The sequence below is a fragment of the Vibrio sp. 14N.309.X.WAT.E.F5 genome, from assembly GCF_030397615.1.
In the GTDB taxonomy this organism is placed as follows: Bacteria; Pseudomonadota; Gammaproteobacteria; order Enterobacterales; family Vibrionaceae; genus Vibrio; species Vibrio lentus.
In genome coordinates, this window is sequence record NZ_JAPNXR010000047.1 from 82,972 (window position 1) to 104,381 (window position 21,410).

General features: G+C 44.9%; 23 protein-coding genes. 16 read left to right on the top strand and 7 right to left on the bottom strand.

All coding sequences use genetic code 11. The features are described 5' to 3' along the window. Positions 1–229: 229 nt before the first annotated feature. The 6 genes from cytR (at position 230) to rraA (ending at position 5,729) form a co-directional block, all read left to right on the top strand. Complete coding sequence (gene cytR / locus OW495_RS23470; protein ID WP_017104632.1) at positions 230–1,234, top strand: DNA-binding transcriptional regulator CytR; 1,005 nt, start codon at positions 230–232, stop codon at positions 1,232–1,234. 122 nt (positions 1,235–1,356) lie between these two features. Further along, positions 1,357–1,896 carry an SPOR domain-containing protein gene (locus OW495_RS23475; protein ID WP_289888611.1) on the top strand — a complete coding sequence of 180 codons (540 nt, stop codon included), beginning with the start codon at positions 1,357–1,359 and terminating at the stop codon, positions 1,894–1,896. A gap of 217 nt (positions 1,897–2,113) precedes the next feature. Beyond that, positions 2,114–2,662 carry an ATP-dependent protease subunit HslV gene (gene hslV, locus OW495_RS23480; protein ID WP_017104630.1) on the top strand — a complete coding sequence of 183 codons (549 nt, stop codon included), beginning with the start codon at positions 2,114–2,116 and terminating at the stop codon, positions 2,660–2,662. Positions 2,663–2,720: 58 nt separating this feature from the next. Next, on the top strand, positions 2,721–4,061 hold the full coding sequence (gene hslU / locus OW495_RS23485) for an HslU--HslV peptidase ATPase subunit (RefSeq protein ID WP_289888614.1): 1,341 nt from the start codon (positions 2,721–2,723) through the stop codon (positions 4,059–4,061). Positions 4,062–4,216: 155 nt separating this feature from the next. After that, complete coding sequence (locus OW495_RS23490; RefSeq protein ID WP_017104628.1) at positions 4,217–5,134, top strand: 1,4-dihydroxy-2-naphthoate polyprenyltransferase; 918 nt, start codon at positions 4,217–4,219, stop codon at positions 5,132–5,134. Between the two features lie 73 nt (positions 5,135–5,207). Further along, positions 5,208–5,729 carry a ribonuclease E activity regulator RraA gene (gene rraA, locus OW495_RS23495; RefSeq protein WP_289888615.1) on the top strand — a complete coding sequence of 174 codons (522 nt, stop codon included), beginning with the start codon at positions 5,208–5,210 and terminating at the stop codon, positions 5,727–5,729. 109 nt (positions 5,730–5,838) lie between these two features. Here rraA and zapB read toward each other — a convergent pair whose 3' ends face one another. Beyond that, entirely contained in the window at positions 5,839–6,081 is a 243-nt protein-coding gene (zapB, locus tag OW495_RS23500) for a cell division protein ZapB (protein ID WP_017104626.1), read from the bottom strand. A gap of 324 nt (positions 6,082–6,405) precedes the next feature. Here zapB and glpX point away from each other — a divergent pair, with 324 nt between their 5' ends. The 3 genes from glpX to OW495_RS23515 all read left to right on the top strand — a co-directional run bounded on the left by glpX (position 6,406) and on the right by OW495_RS23515 (position 8,646). Then, the gene (gene glpX, locus OW495_RS23505) at positions 6,406–7,413 is read left to right on the top strand and encodes a class II fructose-bisphosphatase (protein WP_004729697.1); all 1,008 of its coding nucleotides are present in this window, start codon (positions 6,406–6,408) and stop codon (positions 7,411–7,413) included. Positions 7,414–7,575: 162 nt separating this feature from the next. Beyond that, positions 7,576–8,196, top strand: a complete 621-nt coding sequence (locus tag OW495_RS23510; protein ID WP_017104625.1) for a metalloregulator ArsR/SmtB family transcription factor — start codon at positions 7,576–7,578, stop codon at positions 8,194–8,196. A 102-nt stretch (positions 8,197–8,298) separates the two neighbouring features. Continuing rightward, positions 8,299–8,646 carry a DUF3135 domain-containing protein gene (locus tag OW495_RS23515; protein ID WP_017104624.1) on the top strand — a complete coding sequence of 116 codons (348 nt, stop codon included), beginning with the start codon at positions 8,299–8,301 and terminating at the stop codon, positions 8,644–8,646. Between the two features lie 99 nt (positions 8,647–8,745). Here the strand turns inward: OW495_RS23515 and OW495_RS23520 are convergent, their stop codons facing one another. After that, the gene (locus OW495_RS23520; protein WP_122054814.1) at positions 8,746–9,168 is read right to left on the bottom strand and encodes a DUF805 domain-containing protein; all 423 of its coding nucleotides are present in this window, start codon (positions 9,166–9,168) and stop codon (positions 8,746–8,748) included. An 86-nt stretch (positions 9,169–9,254) separates the two neighbouring features. Beyond that, positions 9,255–9,602 carry a 5-carboxymethyl-2-hydroxymuconate Delta-isomerase gene (locus OW495_RS23525; protein WP_017077592.1) on the bottom strand — a complete coding sequence of 116 codons (348 nt, stop codon included), beginning with the start codon at positions 9,600–9,602 and terminating at the stop codon, positions 9,255–9,257. A gap of 249 nt (positions 9,603–9,851) precedes the next feature. On the opposite strand from OW495_RS23525, the gene tpiA reads away from it, so the two are divergent. Continuing rightward, positions 9,852–10,622, top strand: coding sequence for a triose-phosphate isomerase (gene tpiA / locus OW495_RS23530; protein ID WP_012604968.1), 771 nt, complete (start codon positions 9,852–9,854; stop codon positions 10,620–10,622). A 159-nt stretch (positions 10,623–10,781) separates the two neighbouring features. Here tpiA and pfkA read toward each other — a convergent pair whose 3' ends face one another. The 3 genes from pfkA to OW495_RS23545 form a co-directional block, all read right to left on the bottom strand. Then, on the bottom strand, positions 10,782–11,744 hold the full coding sequence (gene pfkA, locus OW495_RS23535; RefSeq protein WP_029223212.1) for a 6-phosphofructokinase: 963 nt from the start codon (positions 11,742–11,744) through the stop codon (positions 10,782–10,784). Between the two features lie 315 nt (positions 11,745–12,059). Next, positions 12,060–12,968, bottom strand: a complete 909-nt coding sequence (gene fieF / locus OW495_RS23540) for a CDF family cation-efflux transporter FieF (RefSeq protein WP_029223213.1) — start codon at positions 12,966–12,968, stop codon at positions 12,060–12,062. 164 nt (positions 12,969–13,132) lie between these two features. Next, positions 13,133–13,642, bottom strand: coding sequence for a CpxP family protein (locus OW495_RS23545; RefSeq protein WP_076668755.1), 510 nt, complete (start codon positions 13,640–13,642; stop codon positions 13,133–13,135). Positions 13,643–13,822: 180 nt separating this feature from the next. Between OW495_RS23545 and OW495_RS23550 the strand changes: the two genes are divergently transcribed. The 4 genes from OW495_RS23550 (at position 13,823) to trmL (ending at position 17,142) form a co-directional block, all read left to right on the top strand. After that, positions 13,823–14,512: a response regulator gene (locus OW495_RS23550; protein ID WP_102513647.1), complete on the top strand. Its 690-nt coding sequence runs from the start codon at positions 13,823–13,825 to the stop codon at positions 14,510–14,512. Beyond that, the gene (gene cpxA, locus OW495_RS23555; protein WP_065104146.1) at positions 14,512–15,891 is read left to right on the top strand and encodes an envelope stress sensor histidine kinase CpxA; all 1,380 of its coding nucleotides are present in this window, start codon (positions 14,512–14,514) and stop codon (positions 15,889–15,891) included. The genes OW495_RS23550 and cpxA overlap by 1 nt, the downstream gene beginning before the upstream one ends. A gap of 76 nt (positions 15,892–15,967) precedes the next feature. Continuing rightward, positions 15,968–16,585 carry a superoxide dismutase gene (locus OW495_RS23560; RefSeq protein WP_102513648.1) on the top strand — a complete coding sequence of 206 codons (618 nt, stop codon included), beginning with the start codon at positions 15,968–15,970 and terminating at the stop codon, positions 16,583–16,585. A 77-nt stretch (positions 16,586–16,662) separates the two neighbouring features. Continuing rightward, positions 16,663–17,142, top strand: a complete 480-nt coding sequence (trmL, locus tag OW495_RS23565; protein WP_009844716.1) for a tRNA (uridine(34)/cytosine(34)/5-carboxymethylaminomethyluridine(34)-2'-O)-methyltransferase TrmL — start codon at positions 16,663–16,665, stop codon at positions 17,140–17,142. 203 nt (positions 17,143–17,345) lie between these two features. On the opposite strand, the gene OW495_RS23570 is transcribed toward trmL, so the two are convergent. After that, the gene (locus OW495_RS23570) at positions 17,346–17,870 is read right to left on the bottom strand and encodes an FxsA family protein (protein ID WP_102513649.1); all 525 of its coding nucleotides are present in this window, start codon (positions 17,868–17,870) and stop codon (positions 17,346–17,348) included. A gap of 284 nt (positions 17,871–18,154) precedes the next feature. Here OW495_RS23570 and aspA point away from each other — a divergent pair, with 284 nt between their 5' ends. Both aspA and OW495_RS23580 read left to right on the top strand, forming a co-directional pair. Further along, positions 18,155–19,606, top strand: coding sequence for an aspartate ammonia-lyase (gene aspA, locus OW495_RS23575; RefSeq protein WP_017083812.1), 1,452 nt, complete (start codon positions 18,155–18,157; stop codon positions 19,604–19,606). Positions 19,607–19,786: 180 nt separating this feature from the next. Then, complete coding sequence (locus OW495_RS23580; protein ID WP_017083813.1) at positions 19,787–21,094, top strand: anaerobic C4-dicarboxylate transporter; 1,308 nt, start codon at positions 19,787–19,789, stop codon at positions 21,092–21,094. Positions 21,095–21,410: the final 316 nt, after the last annotated feature.

The following is a 21,410-nucleotide window of genomic DNA, read 5'->3' on the forward strand; positions in this document are numbered from 1 at the left end:
TTAAAACTAATGATAAGTTTGTTCACAAATATTTCATATTTCTCGTGAGCAACTTCACACTAGTCATGTGATTTTTGTTAATCTAGCCGTAACTTTACACGGATGAAACGAATAAAATATTGCAATAAAAAAAGTGTTAGCAACACTTTCACAATATCTATCCGATTGTATTAATTATTCACGCCTTAGATACTTAGGCAGCAAAGGAACTTAAAAGAGGGTTTAATTTATGGCGACAATGAAGGATGTTGCCCAGCTAGCAGGCGTCTCAACCGCAACGGTATCACGTGCATTGATGAACCCTGAGAAAGTCTCAGTTTCGACTCGTAAACGAGTAGAGACAGCAGTACTTGAAGCTGGATACTCACCCAATACATTAGCTCGAAACTTACGTCGCAACGAATCAAAAACCATCATCACTATTGTTCCTGATATCTGTGACCCTTATTTCGCTGAGATCATCCGTGGTATCGAAGATGCTGCAGTAGAAAATGATTACCTAGTTCTACTTGGCGACAGTGGTCAGCAGAAGAAGCGCGAATCATCATTTGTAAACTTAGTCTTCACCAAACAAGCTGACGGCATGCTGCTATTAGGCACCGACCATCCATTTGATGTCAGTAAGCCTGAACAAAAGAATTTACCACCGATGGTAATGGCGTGTGAATTTGCACCCGAACTTGAATTGCCAACGGTACATATCGACAACCTGACCTCTGCATTTGAAGCCGTGAACTACCTAGCTCAATTAGGTCATAAGCGCATCGCGCAAATCTCTGGGCCAACCACTGCAACCCTGTGTAAGTTCCGCCAACAAGGTTACCAACAAGCACTGCGCCGCGCTGGAGTATCAATGAACCCAGCTTACAGCACTGTGGGCGATTTCACCTTTGAAGCTGGCGCGCAAGCGGTTCGTCAATTATTGGCACTTCCAGAGCAACCAACTGCGATTTTCTGTCACAACGATGCAATGGCTATTGGTGCGATTCAAGAAGCGAAAAAGCTAGGTTTACGTGTTCCTCAAGACCTATCGATTGTTGGCTTCGATGACATCCAATTCGCTCAATACTGCGATCCACCGCTAACGACGATTTCTCAACCTCGTTACGAAATTGGACGCCAAGCGATGTTGATGATGCTTGATCTACTGAAAGGTAATGATGTTCAAGCAGGTTCACGTCTACTTGAAGCCAAACTCGTGGTTCGTGGCAGTACGGCACCACCTCGAATTTAGGCAAGATAAATACCCACACAAACCTGCGGCACATTTTGATGTGCCGCTTCCATTTCTGCACTATTATCCTCGCGCAATCTGGATTACCATGAGAGCAGAACTATCAACTATTGAATTGTCTTGTGGCTAATAGAGATTATGTAAAGCGCGGTCGTGGCACGAAAAAACCGACCAAGAAACAAGCCCCTCGCCGTAAACCTTGGCGCAGTGGTCTTTTGGCGATCCTCCTTGCCGGTGGTTTTGGTTATGGACTTTACTTATTGAGTAACGATCCTGAGCCGCCAACACCAGTGCCAGAGGTGAGCAAGCCGAAAACTAAGCCAAAACCAGCGAAAGTGATTCCACCACCTCCAGAAGAGAAGTGGGACTACGTTGAAACACTGCCAAGTCGCGAAATTGAAGTTAAAGCCAAAGAGCAAGAGATCTCGAAGATCCCTTACATCATGCAGTGTGGCGCTTACAAAACAGCTTCTCAGGCAGATGCGCGTAAATTGGATATTGCTTTCCAAGGTATCTCGAGTGAAATCCGTAAGAAAGACGGCAGTAGCTGGTATCGTGTGGTTCTAGGGCCATACAAGTTTAAGCGTGACGCCGAGCGTGATCGCCACAAACTACAGCGAGCAAAAATCGAACCTTGTGCTATTTGGAAAGACACCGAGTAGTTTTAGATTCAGTCGCAGTCTTAATCTTAGCAAAAGCCAAACACCGAAAGCCTCCCATTGTGGAGGTTTTCTTTTATCCCTTCGCCCTTTAACCAAATTTCCTTACAACTTCCGCCGATAAGTTGCGCGACATCACTCGACCTTCCTTGAATTATCCGAGCACCATCCTCATATACTTTTTATACCCAAAGATAAGAAATATTAAGAGGCCCTACTCGTGACTACCATTGTATCTGTACGTCGTAATAATAAAGTCGTCATCGCGGGTGATGGACAAGTATCTCTAGGCAACACCGTAATGAAGGGCAATGCCCGTAAAGTACGTCGCCTATACAACAACAAAGTACTGGCTGGTTTTGCTGGCGGTACGGCAGATGCTTTCACGCTATTCGAAAAATTTGAAAGCAAGCTGCAAATGCACCAAGGCCACCTGACCAAAGCTGCCGTTGAGCTGGCGAAGGATTGGCGTAGCGACCGTGCTCTACGTAAATTAGAAGCACTACTAGCAGTAGCGGATGAAACCGCTTCATTGATCATCACTGGTAACGGTGACGTAGTTCAACCAGAGAACGACCTGATTGCGATCGGTTCGGGCGGTAACTTTGCTCAAGCAGCGGCTACTGCACTATTAGAAAATACAGATTTAGATGCGCGTGAAATTGCAGAAAAGTCGCTGAACATTGCTGGCGATATCTGCGTATTCACCAACCATCAGCACACTATTGAAGAACTAGAGAGCACCGTTGAGCTGCCAAAGCCAGAGTAACGACGGCTTCCATCAATAACGTTGTATTCAACAGTGATTAAAGAATTAAGGAAAAACCATGTCTGAGATGACTCCTCGCGAAATCGTTCACGAACTCAATCGCCACATTATCGGCCAAGACAACGCTAAGCGTTCAGTTGCTATCGCACTGCGTAACCGCTGGCGTCGTATGCAGCTTGAAGAAAGCCTGCGTGTTGAAGTATCACCAAAAAACATCCTGATGATCGGCCCTACCGGTGTAGGTAAAACTGAAATTGCTCGCCGTCTAGCAAAACTAGCAAACGCGCCTTTCATCAAGGTAGAAGCGACTAAGTTCACTGAAGTGGGCTACGTAGGTAAAGAAGTTGAAACCATCATCCGTGACCTAACGGACGTTGCGATCAAGATGACGCACCAGCAAGCGATGGAAAAAGTACAATACCGCGCAGAAGAACAAGCTGAAGAACGCATTCTTGATGCCCTTCTACCACCAGCACGCGATGCTTGGGGTCAGAACGAGCAATCAACGGAAGAAACAACCTCTTCAAACACTCGTCAGATTTTCCGCAAGAAACTGCGCGAAGGTAAGCTAGACGACAAAGAGATCGAGGTTGATGTAGCGGCGCCACAAATGGGTGTTGAAATCATGTCACCTCCAGGCATGGAAGAGATGACTAACCAGCTACAAGGCATGTTCCAAAACCTCGCTGGCGACACCAAGAAAAAGCGTAAGATGAAAATCAAAGACGCATTCAAAGCACTGACTGAAGAAGAAGCTGCGAAGCTTGTGAACCAGGAAGAGCTAAAAGAGAGCGCGATCTTCAACGCTGAAAACAACGGCATCGTATTCATCGATGAGATCGACAAAATCTGTAAGCGTGGCGACAGTTCAGGCCCAGATGTATCTCGTGAAGGTGTTCAACGTGACTTGCTTCCTCTTATCGAAGGCAGCACAGTATCAACTAAGCACGGTATGGTTAAAACTGACCACATCTTGTTTATCACTTCAGGTGCATTCCAAGTGGCTAAGCCATCAGACTTGATCCCTGAACTGCAAGGTCGTCTGCCAATCCGCGTTGAACTTGAAGCGCTTTCTGCACATGACTTCAAACGTATTCTTACTGAGCCAAAGGCATCACTGACCGAGCAGTACATTGCCCTGATGAAAACAGAAGATGTCGGCATTGATTTCACTGAAGATGGCATCAACCAAATTGCTGACGCAGCATGGCGTGTGAACGAAACTACTGAAAACATCGGTGCGCGTCGTCTACATACCGTCATGGAGCGCCTAATGGATGAGATTTCATTCGACGCAACAGACCGAGCAGGCAGCAAATTGGTGATTGATGAAGCTTATGTAATATCTAAGCTTGGCGAGCTCGTAGAAGACGAAGACCTAAGCCGCTTCATCCTGTAGCACAGGAAACTCCAACTTATTGCTCTATCTCAAAGAAATAGCAGCTAATAAGCGAATTCAAGGCCCACTTTCGAGTGGGCTTTTTATTACCTGAAAAATGGGCGTATACTCAAATCACAGTATGAAACGAAGACTTACAAAGAATTAGACCTACGATGAAACAATCTCTACTGATTTGGCTTGATGCCGCACGACCAAAAACTCTGCCTCTCGCACTTGTCTCTATTCTTACAGGAAGTAGTTTAGCGTTCGCCAACGACCAATTCTCTTTGTCGATAGCCTTGCTGGCATTTTTAACTGCCACGCTATTACAGATCTTGTCGAATTTAGCGAATGACTATGGCGATGCGGTTAAAGGCACGGATAACGACAAACGCCTAGGCCCAATGAGAGCCATGCAATCGGGTGCTGTCACCGCCCAAACTATGAAACAAGCGATCATTCTCAATATCGTATTTACGGTCATTGCTGGGTTGATTCTTATTTTTCATGCACTGAGCTCACTCGAAAGCATCTTATCTTTCATTGCGTTAGGTGTTTTAGCGATTGTCGCAGCGATTGCCTATACCGTCGGTAATAAGCCTTATGGTTATATTGGCCTTGGCGACTTGTCGGTGTTTATCTTCTTTGGCTTGTTAGGGGTTTCAGGTACTTACTTCTTACATACAGGTCATGTTGAGCCAAGCCTGTTCCTTCCAGCGCTAGGCTGTGGACTAATGGCGGTTGCCGTTCTCAACATCAACAACATGCGCGATATTGAAAACGACAGCGAATGTGGCAAACGCACCATGGCCGTTCGCCTAGGGCAACGTAAAGCTAAGCAATACCATTTCGCACTGCTTGGTTTGGCGCTTGCGTCTTTCGCCATCTACCTACTGATTCAAGAAAAACCGGTCTGGATTAGCCTGCCGTTTTTACTCAGCATTATTATTGTGTACAAGCATGGCAAAGCCGTTTGGGAAACCGAAAAACCGGCTCAGATTGCCCCAATGATGCCCGTTATTGTGAAATGTTCACTGGTGACTAATCTACTGTTTGCAGGGGTTGTCGTAGCTCAAACTCTATTGAGTTAATTCAGACTAATCATTGCAAAGGGATCAAGCACCGATATACTCAAAGTAAGCTCATTGTTCAAAAGGTATGCTAATGGAATACAACACTTCAGCACTGTGCGACATATATTTGGATCAAGTTGATGTCGTGGAGCCAATGTTCAGTAATTTCGGTGGACGAGCGTCATTCGCCGGACAGATCTCGACGATAAAATGTTTTGAAGACAACGCATTGATTCGGTCTGTATTAGAACAAGATGGTCTGGGGCGGGTGTTGTTGATCGATGGCGGCGGCTCACTGAGAAAAGCGCTGATCGATGCTGAAATAGCCCTACTTGCCGAAGACAATGAGTGGGAAGGTATTGTGGTTTACGGCTGCGTACGCGAAGTCGATGAGCTAGAAGACATGAACCTTGGTATTCAGGCTTTAGCGTCTATTCCCGTTGGTGCGAGCCAAGAAGGTGTGGGCGAATTAGACGTACCGGTCAACTTTGGCAGCGTAACCTTCTTACCGGAAGATTACCTCTACGCAGACAACACGGGCATTATTCTTTCGGCAGAGCCTTTGGATGTAGAACTCGATCTGGATGTTGAAGAAGAAGAAGAGGCCGAGTAACTCACTCAGCTTCAAATAATAAAACAAGCCGTAGAATACAAAGCATAAGAATACAAACAAAAACGCCCGCTACTGAGTAGCGGGCGTTTTTTTAAATCTGAAGAGTCAATTACTCAACGTCATCCATTTTACCTAGAAGGTTACGGATGCGATCTTGCCATGCAGAGTGCTCTTCCTGCATTTGCTGAGTTTTTTGCTCTAAGTCGTGACGGCTTGCTTTTAGCTCACCAGCTTCTGTTGCTAGTGCTTCTTTCTCTTCTTTAAGCTCTTCCACTTCCATTTGAAGAAGTGCAATTGTATCTACTGCTGTTTGAATTTTTGCTTCTAGCTGCTCTAGTACTTCAAAAGACATTCTGGCCTACCTTTAAGTTATCCATTTGATGGTGAAGGTCTACTCCACTTATTTCCCCATTCTACTCAGCAGAGCAAGGATAAACACTCTATATATTCGATATTTTGCGCCATTCGATGAAAAAAACAGCGCTTTTTACCGAATATTGACGTGAATTATTACTAGCGCGACAACAGACTGATTATTTTGATGAATATTACCTGTTTTCACCTGCAAATTGATCGAGAGCAATCCCCCAAAAACAAAAAGGCAAACGTTTCCTTTGGGATATGGTAAAATTCGCCGCGAAATTTCTATTCCCCCTTTGAAAATTTTGGAGTCCGCATGAAACGCGATTTAGCAATGTCATTCTCTCGTGTCACTGAAGGTGCAGCACTAGCTGGTTACAAGTGGCTTGGCCGCGGCGATAAAAACGCTGCAGATGGCGCTGCTGTAGAAGTAATGCGTAGCCTACTGAACAAAACCGAAATTAGCGGTGAGATCGTTATTGGCGAAGGTGAAATCGATGATGCACCTATGCTATACATCGGCGAAAACGTCGGTATTGGCGGTGATGCAGTAGATATCGCCGTTGACCCAATTGAAGGGACACGCATGACAGCAATGGGCCAATCAAATGCATTGGCGGTATTGGCTGCAGGCGAAAAAGGCAGCTTCCTTAAAGCGCCTGACATGTACATGGAAAAATTGGTTGTTGGTCCTGGCGCAAAAGGCGTGATAGACCTAGAACTGCCACTGACAGAAAACCTAGAAAACATTGCGAAAGCACTAGGTAAAACACTCGATACACTAGTAGTAACCACTCTTGCTAAACCACGTCATGATCAAGTGATTGCTGACATGCAGGCGATGGGCGTTCGTGTATTCGCAGTGCCAGATGGTGATGTTGCGGCTTCTATCCTAACGTGTATGCCAGACAGCGAAGTTGACGTAATGTACTGCATCGGTGGTGCTCCTGAAGGTGTCGTGTCAGCTGCGGTTATTCGCGCACTCGACGGCGACATGCACGCACGTCTGCTTCCTCGTCATGAAGTAAAAGGCGATACAGAAGAGAACCGTAAACACGGTGAGCTTGAATTAGAGCGTTGTGCTGAGATGGGCGTAACGGCGGGTATCGTGTTGAAGATGGAAGACATGGCTCGTAGCGACAACGTTGTGTTCTCTGCAACGGGTATTACTAAGGGTGACCTTCTAGAAGGCATCACTCGTACAGGCAATATCGCAACCACAGAAACACTGCTTATCCGTGGTCGCTGCCGTACTATTCGCCGCATCAAGTCTATTCACTACCTAGAGCGTAAAGACCCAGAAGTGATTGGTCATATCCTGTAAACCTAAACTAGGTTCAACAGAACACACGAAGGCTGATACCAAGTATCAGCCTTTTGTTTTATTGGCCATCAATAACCCGTGCATTTCACCTACGCCATAGTAAATGGTTTGCTTTATAAACACCTTGCCTCATAATAGTAAGGTTCATTAGGTAGAGATAGTATGAAAACAAGCGACAAAATCTTACAGACCATTAAGCGTCAAGGCGCGGTAACCGCGAAACAACTGTCAGAAGAATTTGGCATGACGACAATGGGTGCCAGACAGCACCTACAAAGTTTGGAAGATGACGGTATTCTTGCGTTTCATGACGTCAAAGTAAAAGTAGGTCGCCCAACTCGCCATTGGTCACTGACTCAGCAAGGTCATGGTCAATTTTCAGATCGACACGGTGAGCTCACGATTCAAGTGATAGATGCTGTCGAAAACCTGTTTGGTAAAGAGGGGCTAGCTAAAGTGGCCGCTGAACGTGAACAACACACGTTAAAGCAATATCAAACGGCCCTATCTGGCTGCGACAACCTGCTGAGTAAACTTGAAAAGCTAACCCAACTTCGAGAAGAAGAAGGGTATATGGCTGAACTTCAAGATCAAGGCGATCACTACATCTTGATCGAAAACCACTGCCCTATCTGTAAGGCTGCAACTCGTTGCCCTAGCCTCTGCCAATCAGAACTCAATGTTTTCAAAGAATTACTCAAAGATGAATGTCATGTGAGCCGCACTGAGCACATCATTACTGGCGAACGTCGTTGTACTTATACCCTAACGCCAAGTTACTAATACTGTCTCAATATTGAGAAAATAAAAATAGAACAAAATTTGTACAAATTTCTTTCTTAAGCTTAAAGCATATGAAACATGCTTAATGCTAAGGAAGGAAAGATGGGACATCCACAGCCAGATCAAAAACTGCCCCCCTTTGATGAACTTGTCCAACTCGCGAAAAGCGATCCAAAAGCATTCAATCAATTCAAACATGAGATGTGCGAACAGATGATCTGTTCGGCCTCTGAAACCATGCAAGACAGACTTCGCGCTCAACAGAGCCACATAGACTTAGTGGTTAGTCGTTGTAAAAACCCGCATCATGCCAATGTCGTGCTGATGCAGGAATTAAGCTGCCAAGTGTGTAAGTTCCAAGACGCGCTTCAAGGTCGTTGCAGCTTTGAAGAGCCTCTGCCAGAAAATGTAGTGCCTTTTAGACCCAATACAGAACCAAAAATGTACTAAGAACCCAAATATATTCGTAAAAAACGCATTAAAAATAAAATGCCTTAGAACAAAAAAGGGAGCGCAATGCTCCCTTTTTACTGATGAATCATCCAATCTTTAAACTGGATCTTCACCGTAATCATTGCGGCCTTCAGTGCCTTTCATCAAACCGCACTCTACCAAGATCCACAAACCACACACGAGTGCAGCAACCGTTGCCGCCATGTGAATAGGCGATACTGGCTCTGTCGTAGTCGCAGCCATAGGTGATGCAAGTCGCCCGAGTACGAGCGGTACATTCAGCAATAGCCAGTAGTTCGACTTGTTGCGGTCATGCCAGCGCTTAGCGGTAACGGCAAGATCTGGAATAACAAGTAATAGAAGGAAGATTGGTAACAGGAGATAGGAGTATGCTGGGAACAAAACCGAGATACCGGTGGCAAAACCAGTAATCGCGATATAGTAGAAAATATTCCAAATCCAGTAAGTCTTACGACCAATTCTCCCCTTGAAAGAGAGCAGTAAATCTTTCATCGACATCTTAAATACTCAAAAAATTAATACGCTACCAAAAAGTTAGCAGCAAATAGTCAGTTAATCACTTTTAGTTAGTTGATTCTTTTAAGCTAATTCATCACTTTCTGAAAGCAACTTTTATCCATATCTCGTATGTTGACTGTTAGGCTACGGATATGGCTTGCCTGTTCTTGTAGGGTTTGCATCAACAAACGCGACAATTCTCTTTTCTGTTCTTCGGTACGTCCTGAAAGCAACTCAAAGCTAATATGAACAAAATCCACATTGTCCTCTTCATCACCGACCAACCAGTTATGACAGCGCAGTGAACGAGACTTCACAGAAGGTACATCAAACAAACCACAGTTTAATGTAACTTGATGAAGGTCTTCCAGTAAACCTTGGATATTCACTCGCTCATCCACTGAATTTGAGTACTCTAGAACTAGATTCGGCATTATTACTTCCTATTGTTAACGCAATCGTTTGTCCCTTAATAGCAACTAACGATGAAAAATCCGAGAAGTTAGCTATTATTCTGTCTGCCGGATCACTGATATATGCTCAAAATCTACTCTGACCATTGAGTAAGATCCAAGAAAGTCATGACCACAGTCATGATCTGTTGATATTATTCTGTTATATTATTTCGTAATAAAGTTTACTTTTTTACATTCGATTTATTTAAATACTTTGGAGATATTCCTATGCGTCATCCTGTAGTTATGGGTAACTGGAAACTAAACGGCAGCAAAGAAATGGTTGTTGATCTACTAAACGGTCTTAACGCTGAACTTGAAGGCGTAACAGGCGTAGACGTAGCAGTTGCTCCACCAGCACTTTTCGTTGATCTTGCTGAGCGTACGCTTACTGAAGCGGGCAGCGCGATCATCCTAGGTGCTCAAAACTCTGACCTAAACAACAGCGGTGCATTCACTGGCGACATGTCTCCAGCAATGCTTAAAGAGTTCGGCGCATCTCACATCATCATCGGTCACTCTGAGCGTCGTGAATACCACGCTGAGTCTGACGAATTTGTTGCTAAGAAATTCGCATTCCTAAAAGAGAACGGCCTAACTCCAGTTCTTTGTATCGGTGAATCTGAAGCACAAAACGAAGCAGGCGAAACTGTTGCTGTATGTGCTCGTCAACTTGACGCTGTTATCAACACTCAAGGTGTTGAAGCTCTTGAAGGCGCTATCATCGCTTACGAACCAATCTGGGCTATCGGTACTGGTAAAGCAGCTACAGCTGAAGATGCACAACGCATCCACGCTCAAATCCGTGCACACATCGCTGAGAAATCAGAAGACGTTGCTAAGAAAGTTGTTATCCAATACGGCGGTTCTGTTAAGCCAGAAAACGCAGCAGCTTACTTCGCACAACCAGACATCGACGGTGCTCTAGTTGGCGGCGCAGCTCTTGACGCGAAAAGCTTCGCAGCTATCGCTAAAGCAGCAGCTGAAGCAAAAGCTTAATTTAAACTTCACCGTTTAGATTAGATGAAAGGTCAACTTAGGTTGGCCTTTTTTATTGTCTGTCATTTGGAATTCAAGCTTCAAACCTAAACTGCAGGCACAAAAAAACCGCTGATTTATCAGCGGTTTTCAAATTTTCAAGCGAACGCTAAGCGTGGCTTAGAACAACTCTTCTGCAACGCGGAACAGCTCAGAACGGTCTGGGTTCTGCATGTTCTCGATACAGTCGATGATGTCGTGGTGAACAAGTTCTTCTTTCTCGATACCAACACAACGACCACCGTGGCCTTCTTGAAGAAGGTGAACAGCATAGTTACCCATGCGTGAAGCCAGTACACGGTCAAATGCAGTAGGACGACCACCACGTTGGATGTGACCAAGAACAGTTGCACGAGTTTCACGACCTGTTGAAGATTCGATCTCTTTAGCAAGTTCGTTCGCGTCCATCATTAGCTCAGTTAGAGCGATGATTGCGTGCTTCTTACCTTTCGCAATACCATCTTGGATGTTGCTGATAAGCTGTTCTTTATCTAGGCCAGTCTCTGGAGTAATGATGTACTCACAACCACCCGCGATTGCTGACATAAGCGTAAGGTCACCACAGTGACGGCCCATGATTTCAACAATAGAAATACGTTGGTGAGAAGAAGACGTGTCACGTAGACGGTCAATTGAATCAATAACTGTGTTAAGTGCAGTTAGGTAACCGATTGTGTAGTCAGTACCTGCAATATCGTTATCGATAGTGCCTGGAAGACCGATACATGGGTAACCCATTTCTGTCAGTTTCTTAGCACCCATGTAAGAGCCGTCGCCACCGATAACAACAAGTGCTTCGATACCGTGCTTCTTAAGGTTCTCGATGCCTTTCTCGCGAACTTTAACATCTTTGAATTCAGGGAAACGTGCAGAACCTAAAAAAGTACCGCCGCGGTTGATGACGTCAGATACGCTTGAACGGTCAAGCTTTTCAATACGGTCTTCAACAAGGCCTTGGTAGCCATCATAAATGCCGTAAACTTCAATGCCAACTGATAGTGCGGTACGAACTACGCCGCGTACTGCTGCGTTCATGCCTGGAGCGTCACCACCACTGGTCAAAACACCGATCTTCTTAATCATGCTCACCCTCGATTTTTGGGAATCTATTATTCAATTCTTTTGCTTGCCGATTGTATATCAACAAGATTTTAAATCTATATATGTGCTTTATGTTACATTTCCTCAATAGGAATAGCACTTAAATCGCGTAAATTTATGTAACATTTCTACTTCTGTAAGAGTATTACAGTTTTACTCAGTAACTTTGTTGATTCACATCAGAATCAACATTAATTGTTATGTGGTGGTTTTTGTATCACCAAAGAATTCGCAATTTTTACTCACTTTAGTTCAAAAGCCACCCACTTACCATTTGCGGGCTGCTTTTCCCACCTATTACCAAGAATGGAATTTCTGCTGCTTCTCCGGGCCAAACACCACCGAATACGGGTCTTGATGAATTAATACATCAGCATCAGGGAACACAGAGATAAGCTTGGCCTCCACTTCATCAGAAATGCGATGCGCTTCAATAAGTGGGATATTATCTTCCAATTCTAAATGCAGTTGGATAAAGCGAATCGGCCCCGAACGACGAGTTCGTAATTGATGCACACCCAGCACGCCTTCAATGCTCAATGATGTCTCTTTAATCTGTTTCAGCTCTTCATCTGGCAGCTTATGATCAAGCAGAGATTGCACCGCTTCCATCGCCATTTGGTAAGCGCTGTATAGGATGTAGATACCAATACCAATCGCGAACACCGAATCCGCCTGACCAATGCCAAACCAGCTCAACGCCAGTGCCAACATAATCGCGGCGTTCATATAGAGATCGGTTTGGTAGTGCAGTGAATCAGCCGCAATGGCTTGGCTACCAGTTTTATTTACGACATGCTTTTGGAATCGAACTAAACCGAAGGTCATCACCATCGCGAATAAGCTGACATAGATACCAATTTCTGGGGAGTTCAGTTCGTGGGGTCTAAAGAAGCGCTCAATACCGTTAAGAATGAGGAAACAAGCCGAGCCGGAGATAAACATTGCCTGCGCTAATGCGGCAAGGGATTCAGCCTTACCATGACCAAAGGTGTGTTCTTTGTCAGCGGGCTGGAGAGAGTAGCGAACCACGATAAGATTGACGACTGAGGCCGCAATATCCAACATTGAATCCACTACGGAAGCCAACAGACTCACAGAACCTGTCACCCACCACGCTGCGACTTTCACTATCAATAAGATAGTGGCGATGGTTGTGGCTGCCCAAGCGGCGAGCGTAACTAAACGTGCGTATTCTTGTTTCATAATTTGGCTATAAAGTGACTGATAGCACAAAGTATAACCTGCAAACAATCAATTGAATATGACAGCTCGGATGTAAAACATTCATTTCTAGGGATCAAAAAAAGCGGCACGCGGCCGCTTCTTTCTCAACACTTTCATTCAGTCCGGCTTTCTCAAGCCATGAATTACTTGTCTTTGTTCATGCGTTTTTCCATTTTATCAGCACACTTAGTCATGCGCTCTTGCTGGATTTCTTTCAATTGAGTCTTTTGTTCAGCAGTTAGTACGCTCATCATTTGGTGTTGTTTCTTAAGCATTGCTACGCGACGCTCAGTTTGCTTCTCAACCATTTGGCTTGCTAGGTCGTTTGCCGCCGCTTCATCAAAAGTATCCGCTAGAACTAAATCTTGAACTTTCTCTTGGTGCGCTTTCATTTTCGCCATTTTATCGGCTTTATTACCAGCGTGTTTTTCTTTCATCTCTGCACGATTCGCTTCGCGCATCTCTTTCAATTCTGTTTTCTGTGCATCAGTCAGGTCTAGTTGACGCATCACTTTCTTATCGAAGCCGCCACATTTACCATGCATACCTTTGTGGTCGCCTTTATCGCCGCCGCCATATGCGAATGCGCTTGCTGTACCTAACATTAGTGGAAGTGCCGCAGCTGCTAGTACAAGTTTCTTAGTCATTTTCATAATTGTTGCCTCAATTCGGTATAATAAGTCATGTGTTGCGTCTGTTTCTCAGCGCTTAGATATAGATTAGTCTTTCCCTCGTAAAGCGACGTTTAGAAAGCGTAAAGAATCGTAAAGAGTGAAAGTTGACGAATAATTAGCAGTATTATTAACGTGTAAATAACCAATTAAGGCTTCCCAATGGCGAACATTCTTCTTATTGATGACGACACCGAGCTAACCGGCTTACTTAAAGACATTCTAAGCTTTGAGGGGTTTACTGTTTCCGAAGCCAATGATGGCTATGCGGGGCTTGAGGCCATCAATGATGAGATAGACTTGATCCTATTGGATGTGATGATGCCACGCCTTAATGGCATGGAAACCCTTAAGAAGTTGAGAGAAAATTGGGAAACACCGGTATTAATGCTGACCGCTAAAGGTGAAGAGATCGACCGTGTGATTGGCCTTGAACTTGGCGCGGATGATTACTTACCAAAACCGTTTAGTGACCGTGAACTTCTCGCTCGTATTCGTGCCATCTTGCGTCGCACACAAACCGCTTCGGCACCTAAAGCAGCCAGTGATACCATTCAATACCAAGACATCGAAGTGTTCCCCGGCAAGCAAGAAGCTTACTGTAATGGTCAGCAAATCGATCTCACCACCACTGAGTTCGCCTTGCTAAGCCATCTAATCCAAAACCCGGGGCAAGTGATCACCAAAGAAGCATTGAGCTTAGATGTATTAGGCAAAAGGCTGGCGGCATTTGACCGTGCAATTGATATGCACATCTCTAATTTACGTAAGAAGATTCCAGAACGTAATGACGGTAAATCTCGCATCAAAACCTTACGTGGCCGTGGCTATTTATTGGTAGAGGAAGGTTAATGCGTATACCTAAAATCACTAGCTTATATGGACGTATCTTTGCCATCTTTTGGTTCACCATGTTACTGGTGCTTTTATCCGTGTTATCTCTACCGCACCTCGATCCTCGAGTGGCGCGAGATGTGCCCGCCGATCATCTCAATAAATTAGAGCGTATCGCTAAAATCACAGAAAAACGCTACGCCAAAGAACCGAATCTAGGCAAAATTGTGTTCCAACTTGAGGCTCCACGTAGCCGTAAGGACTCTCGTGCTCGTATCTATTTAACCGATCTTGAAGGTGCAGTCCTTACTTCGAAAAGGCATTCTGACTATAAGCTTAAGGCGATTCGTAACTTTGTTACCTCGATTGATAACCCTGAGATGCCGAAACAAAAGCTTTACGGACATTACATGGTCGCAGGGCCTGTGCCGATTACACTCGCAGGTGAAGAACTGTTGATGTACGCCGGAGTGAAGTGGAATCAACCACCGCCATTTTTGCTACGACTGTTTGATAAGCCTTTACAGCTATTACTTGCTGTCATGCTAGCGAGTACCCCACTATTACTTTGGTTAGCTTGGGCATTGAGCCAACCGGCCCGTAGGCTTGAACGCGCAGCGCAACGTGTGGCGAAAGGCCAATTCGAGGTCGATCCAACACTCGAAAAAGGCACATCAGAATTCAGGCAAGCGGGTGAAAGCTTTAACCAGATGGTCGAAGCGGTAAACCAGATGATTTCAGGGCAACAACGCCTTCTTTCTGATATTTCACACGAACTGCGCTCACCACTGACTCGTCTGCGTATGGCCAATGCATTAGCGATTCGTAAACAAGGTGAGAGCCAAGAGTTAGAACGTATCGATATGGAAGCACAGCGATTAGAGCAGATGATCAGTGAACTGCTTACGCTCTCTCGCATGCAGGTCGACAGCCACATAACTCGTGAAGTTCAACCACTCTCAAGTCTATGGGAAGAGATATTAAAAGACGCAGAGTTTGAAGCCGAGCAGATGGGTAAATTACTGACGTTTTCAGAGATCCCAGATCGTTCTATTTCGGGTAATCCTAAGCTGCTGATGAGTGCCTTAGACAATATTACGCGTAATGCCATCTACTACGGTAAAGACCAAGTCGATGTGCAATTCCATGTTGTCCAGGATCAGCTGACCATTCGCGTGAATGACAATGGCGATGGTGTGCCTGATGACGAACTCGATTCGATTTTCAGACCGTTCTATCGTGTTTCAACGGCGCGAGATCGTAACTCAGGCGGTACTGGACTTGGGTTAACCATTACTGAGAGTGCAATTCGCCAACACAGCGGAACCATCACAGCCAGTCGCAGCACATTGGGCGGACTACAGCTGGAAATCACCTTACCTATCCTACCGGTGTAATACCCCCACAAAGATCACAGTTGATAATGATTGTTATTATCATTATGGTAAATCCTCTAATTAAGGAGGATTTACCATGTCACACATTTTCCCTGCTCTACCCTACGCTTACGATGCCCTAGAACCTTACATTGATGCTAAGACGATGGAAGTGCATTACAGCAAGCACCATAGAACCTACTACGACAAGTTTGTTGCGGCTGTCTCTGGCAGTGAACTTGAACAGCAATCTCTAACCGAGATCTTCGCTAATATTTCTCAGCACAGCCCAGCGGTTCGCAACAATGGTGGTGGTTACTACAATCACATCTTGTATTGGAACTGCATGTCGCAAGATGGCGGTGGTGAACCGACGGGCGAACTTGGTGAGGCTATCAAAAGTACATTCGGGGATTTCAAAGCGTTCCAAGAGTTGTTCGCACAAGCGGCAATCAATACCTTTGGTTCAGGCTTCGCTTGGCTAGTGGTTGAAGAAGGGCAACTGAAGATCATCTCGACCTCAAACCAAGACAACCCGTGGATGGATACCATCGCCAGCAACGGTGAGCCGATTCTTGCACTCGATGTCTGGGAACACGCCTACTACATCAGCTACCAAAACCGTCGTCCTGAGTACATCAATGCATGGTGGAACGTGGTGAATTGGAATGCGGTGTCAGCAAACTACGCGCAAGCACTCGTGAATCAAGCATAAGCTGATGGTGGTGAACTGTACTCACTCAGCTTGCCACCGTATACTCTGGCTATCTTTGAATATTCTTGTGAACCAACATGTTTGATATCGCTCTATACGAACCAGAAATTGCGCCCAATACGGGTAACATCATCCGCCTATGTGCTAACTGCGGCGCAAACCTGCACCTGATTGAGCCACTTGGCTTTGATTTTGAAGAGAAGAAAGTTCGTCGTGCTGGCTTGGATTACCACGATCTAGCGCGTGTTAAGCGTCACAAGAACCTAGAAGCCTTCCTTGAGTATCTAGAGAATGAACGCGAAGGTGATTTCCGTATCTTCGCTTGCACCACTAAAACAACAGGTCACCACGTTGATGCAAAATTCCAACAAGGTGATGTGTTGATGTTTGGCCCTGAGACACGTGGCCTGCCTGCTGAGTTCATCGAAAGTATGCCAATGGAACAACGCATTCGTATTCCAATGATGCCAGATGCGCGTAGCCTAAACCTATCTAACGCGGTTGCTATTATTGCATTCGAAGCGTGGCGACAAATGGGCTTTGAAGGCGCGGTATAACCCAATCTCAGTAAATCAATCTCAGTAAATAACTGTTCACACGGCCTGTTACCTGCTCCTGCGAGCAATCGTAAATAGCCGGTAACATGCAATAAAAAAGGCTCTTACCATTATCACTTGCTTGCGAAGGATAAAGGTAAGAGCCTTTTCTGTTTTTCCCTCTATATAAAGAAGAGAGAAAAACACAGAATAGAAAAAACGGATTAGTTTAAGCGGTTACGATCGTTGTCGTCGTCTTTCTTCTCAAACTCACCTTCAAAAGTGTTGCCGTCTTTTGATTGGTCAGAGGGATCGCGATTGAATGGGTCTTGTCCAAATGGACTCTGACCAAAACCAGCCTGTCCACCCGCATGGAAACCGCCAGACATATTGCTAACCATCATTTTTTCCATCATTTTCTTGGCAATCATCGCTCTTGGTGCTGGTAGCAATACCAACATACCGAGTGCGTCCGTCATAAAGCCCGGAGTCAGCAGCAATACACCAGCAACCGCAAGCATCACGCCTTCAAGAATCTGTTGTGCTGGCATTTCGCCTTGTTGTAGTCGACCTTGCACAGACATAAGTGTCTGAATGCCTTGGCTACGAACAAGCGATGCACCTACAAATGCAGTAATCAAAACTAACGCAATAGTTGGCCACAATCCTAAGAAGCCACCAACTTGAATAAATAGACCAATCTCAATGATAGGTACGAAGATAAATAGTAATAATAAGATAGGAAACACACGCCCTCCTTTGTTACTCCCAGTTTACGCTGAAAGCTCTATCAATCTCAAATTTATCCTGTAAATAAGCGTGTTTATTGACCGAGAATAACTTTGCAAAATATTGACGAAACAAAACCGAAAAAGGTGATCAACTTAATATTTTTATGCGCTAGGTACAGTATCATGTGCCACATAAGTCAGGACGGATTTATCAGCCCAATATTCTAGCGAACGGAGTATTTGCACACAGAATAGGCTAATAACTAACTATATAATCAGAATAATTCTCTAAGGATCCTGTTATGGCTAATCTATCAGAAGCTCAAGTTGAAGCTCCTCAAGCTACTCGTCTCGAAGAAGATCTACTAGGTCAACGTCATGTTCCGGCTGATGCTTACTACGGCATCCACACTCTACGCGCAGTTGAAAACTTCAACATCTCAAATGTAACGATCTCAGATGTACCTGAATTCGTTCGCGGTATGGTGATGACAAAGAAAGCAGCGGCTTTAGCAAACAAAGAGTTAGGTGTAATCCCAAGCGAAGTGGCTAAGTACATCATCGAAGCTTGTGACCTAATTCTAGACACTGGCAAGTGCATGGATCAGTTCCCATCGGATGTATTCCAAGGTGGTGCTGGTACTTCTGTAAACATGAATGCTAACGAAGTTGTGGCAAACGTGGCACTTGAACTTATGGGCAAAGAAAAAGGCCAATATGAGTTCATCAACCCGAATGACCATGTAAACCGCAGCCAATCAACAAACTGTGCGTACCCAACTGGTTTCCGTATCTCTGTGTACAACAGCGTTCGTAAACTGATTGACGCTATCGAATACCTAAAAGGCGCATTCGAGCTTAAGAGCCAAGAATTCAACACAATCCTGAAGATGGGTCGTACTCAGCTTCAAGATGCTGTTCCAATGACGGTTGGCCAAGAGTTCCACGCTTGGGCTGTAACCATCAATGAAGAAATCAAAAACCTAGAATACACTTCAAAGCTTCTTCTTGAAGTTAACCTAGGCGCAACGGCTATCGGTACTGGTCTGAACGCAGCTCCGGGCTACCAAGGCCTAGCAGTGAAACACCTAGCAGAAGTAACTGGCCTAGAGTGTGTAGCGGCTGAAGATCTTATCGAAGCAACGTCTGACTGTGGCGCATACGTAATGACGCACGGTGCACTTAAACGTCTAGCGGTTAAACTGTCTAAGATTTGTAACGACTTACGTCTTCTTTCTTCAGGCCCACGCACTGGCTTCAACGAGCTAAACCTACCTGAACTGCAAGCGGGTTCTTCAATCATGCCTGCTAAAGTAAACCCAGTTGTACCTGAAGTAGTCAACCAAGTTTGCTTTAAAGTTCTAGGTAATGACAACACGGTTTCTTTCGCAGCAGAAGGCGGTCAGCTTCAACTGAACGTAATGGAACCTGTTATCGCACAAAGCATGTTTGAGTCTTTAGACATCCTAACAAACGCATGTGTGAACCTACGCGACAAGTGTGTAGACGGCATTACTGTGAACAAAGAAGTGTGTGAATCTCACGTATTTAACTCTATCGGTATCGTAACTTACCTAAACCCATACATTGGCCACCACGAAGGTGACATCGTTGGTAAGATTTGTGCGGAAACAGGTAAGAGTGTTCGTGATGTAGTTCTAGAACGCGGTTTATTGAGCGAAGAAGAACTTGATGACATTTTCTCTGTTGAAAATCTAATGCATCCTCAGTATAAAGCTAAGCGCTACGAGTAAAGTTAGCGAGAAAGGGCTCCAAACGGAGCCCTTTTTTAGGCTCCAATACGGTTACCCCTGATTATTTTGTGGATTTCCGTGGGTTGCGTTTTTGCTTAATTGAACCTAAACCATAGAACTATTATGTGAACATTCCAGCGGCGAATGTTCACATAATAAAATCTAAATGAGGTGTTACTTATGATTGCAGTAGAACTATTTGTCGTCCTGCTCTTTATCTTTTTGGGGGCCAGAATTGGCGGTATCGGTATTGGTTTTGCCGGTGGTGCTGGTGTTATTGCCCTTTCACTTATTCTTGGTGTTCCAACAAGCCAGTCTTTCATCCCGATCGATGTAATCTTGATCATCATGTCGGTTATCACCGCAATTGCAGCAATGCAGGTTGCTGGCGGTATGGACTGGTTGGTGCAAATTGCAGAAAACTTTTTGCGTAAGCACCCTGAACGCATCACCTTTTACGCGCCAATCGTGACCTTTGTAATGACACTAATGGCGGGTACTGGCCACACAGCATTCTCAACGCTTCCTGTAATCGCAGAAGTAGCGAAAGGCCAAGGCGTGCGTCCTTCTCGTCCACTGTCTATCGCAGTTGTAGCCTCTCAAATTGCTATCACAGCTTCGCCAATTTCGGCAGCGGTTGTGGCATTCGCAGCAATGCTGGCACCGTTTGGTGTTGATTACCTAACGCTATTAATGGTTTGTATTCCAACAACCTTCATCGCTTGTATGGTTGGTGCGGTTGTCGCGAACTACATGGGCTGCGAACTGAAAGATGATCCTGTTTACCAAGAGCGTCTAGAGAAAGGTCTAATCAAACTGGCAACAGAAGAGAAGCGCGAAATTCTACCAACAGCGAAGAGAGCGACTTACATCTTCCTAGCGGCGATTGGTTTCGTGGTTTGTTACGCAGCGGCTATCTCTAGCTCTGTTGGCCTAATTGAAAACCCAGCTCTGGGCCGTAACGAAGCAATCATGTCTGTGATGCTGGCAGCAGCTGCTGCAATTGTTATGTTCACTAAGATTGATGCAGCGAAGATTTCTTCAGCGCCAACATTCCGTTCTGGTATGACTGCGTGTGTATGTGTACTGGGTGTGGCTTGGTTAGGCTCAACGTTTGTAAACGCACACGTTGCTGAAATCAAAGACGTAGCCGGCGCTCTACTGGCTGACTACCCTTGGATGCTGGCTCTTGTTCTGTTCTTCGCTTCTATGCTGCTTTACTCTCAAGGCGCAACCACGGTTGCACTAATGCCTGCAGCTCTAGCGATTGGCGTAGCACCACTAACAGCCGTGGCTTCTTTTGCTGCAGTAAGTGCACTGTTCGTACTTCCAACTTACCCTACGCTACTGGCAGCGGTTGAGATGGATGACACAGGCTCAACGCGTATCGGTAAGTACGTATTCAACCACCCATTCTTCATTCCTGGTGTGGCAACAATCAGTACTGCGGTAGCACTCGGCTTCGCATTCGGCGGTCTGTTTATCTAACATTCGCTGATGGTTAAAACTTTAAAAGGAAGCTTCGGCTTCCTTTTTTGTTTTCTACTCAATGTGTTATTTGATACACATCAAATAACTATTATAAACTTTAAAACCCGCCTAAAAATAAAATTTGAATAAAATTCCAAGATCATTCAACCCAACTAATAACAACACTTACCAAATCAATCTCCCCTCGCTTTCATCTAATCCACATCGAATATTAATCCAAGCTAACTAACCAAAAAACCTTGCTGTTTTTATGCCATTTTCAAGACATCTTATTGGCCACTATTTTTGTGAACAGCACCAAACTTAAATAGCT

Coding starts and splice junctions, on each gene's coding strand:
- trmL (WP_009844716.1), top strand. CDS start 16,663: ATGTTTGATATCGCTCTATACGAACCAGAAATTGCGCCCAATACGGGT.
- hslU (WP_289888614.1), top strand. CDS start 2,721: ATGTCTGAGATGACTCCTCGCGAAATCGTTCACGAACTCAATCGCCAC.
- OW495_RS23560 (WP_102513648.1), top strand. CDS start 15,968: ATGTCACACATTTTCCCTGCTCTACCCTACGCTTACGATGCCCTAGAA.
- cpxA (WP_065104146.1), top strand. CDS start 14,512: ATGCGTATACCTAAAATCACTAGCTTATATGGACGTATCTTTGCCATC.
- aspA (WP_017083812.1), top strand. CDS start 18,155: ATGGCTAATCTATCAGAAGCTCAAGTTGAAGCTCCTCAAGCTACTCGT.
- OW495_RS23545 (WP_076668755.1), bottom strand. CDS start 13,642: ATGAAAATGACTAAGAAACTTGTACTAGCAGCTGCGGCACTTCCACTA.
- fieF (WP_029223213.1), bottom strand. CDS start 12,968: ATGAAACAAGAATACGCACGTTTAGTTACGCTCGCCGCTTGGGCAGCC.
- zapB (WP_017104626.1), bottom strand. CDS start 6,081: ATGTCTTTTGAAGTACTAGAGCAGCTAGAAGCAAAAATTCAAACAGCA.
- OW495_RS23510 (WP_017104625.1), top strand. CDS start 7,576: ATGAAAACAAGCGACAAAATCTTACAGACCATTAAGCGTCAAGGCGCG.
- tpiA (WP_012604968.1), top strand. CDS start 9,852: ATGCGTCATCCTGTAGTTATGGGTAACTGGAAACTAAACGGCAGCAAA.
- rraA (WP_289888615.1), top strand. CDS start 5,208: ATGGAATACAACACTTCAGCACTGTGCGACATATATTTGGATCAAGTT.
- OW495_RS23580 (WP_017083813.1), top strand. CDS start 19,787: ATGATTGCAGTAGAACTATTTGTCGTCCTGCTCTTTATCTTTTTGGGG.
- OW495_RS23550 (WP_102513647.1), top strand. CDS start 13,823: ATGGCGAACATTCTTCTTATTGATGACGACACCGAGCTAACCGGCTTA.
- cytR (WP_017104632.1), top strand. CDS start 230: ATGGCGACAATGAAGGATGTTGCCCAGCTAGCAGGCGTCTCAACCGCA.
- OW495_RS23515 (WP_017104624.1), top strand. CDS start 8,299: ATGGGACATCCACAGCCAGATCAAAAACTGCCCCCCTTTGATGAACTT.
- OW495_RS23525 (WP_017077592.1), bottom strand. CDS start 9,602: ATGCCGAATCTAGTTCTAGAGTACTCAAATTCAGTGGATGAGCGAGTG.
- OW495_RS23520 (WP_122054814.1), bottom strand. CDS start 9,168: ATGTCGATGAAAGATTTACTGCTCTCTTTCAAGGGGAGAATTGGTCGT.
- OW495_RS23490 (WP_017104628.1), top strand. CDS start 4,217: ATGAAACAATCTCTACTGATTTGGCTTGATGCCGCACGACCAAAAACT.
- pfkA (WP_029223212.1), bottom strand. CDS start 11,744: ATGATTAAGAAGATCGGTGTTTTGACCAGTGGTGGTGACGCTCCAGGC.
- glpX (WP_004729697.1), top strand. CDS start 6,406: ATGAAACGCGATTTAGCAATGTCATTCTCTCGTGTCACTGAAGGTGCA.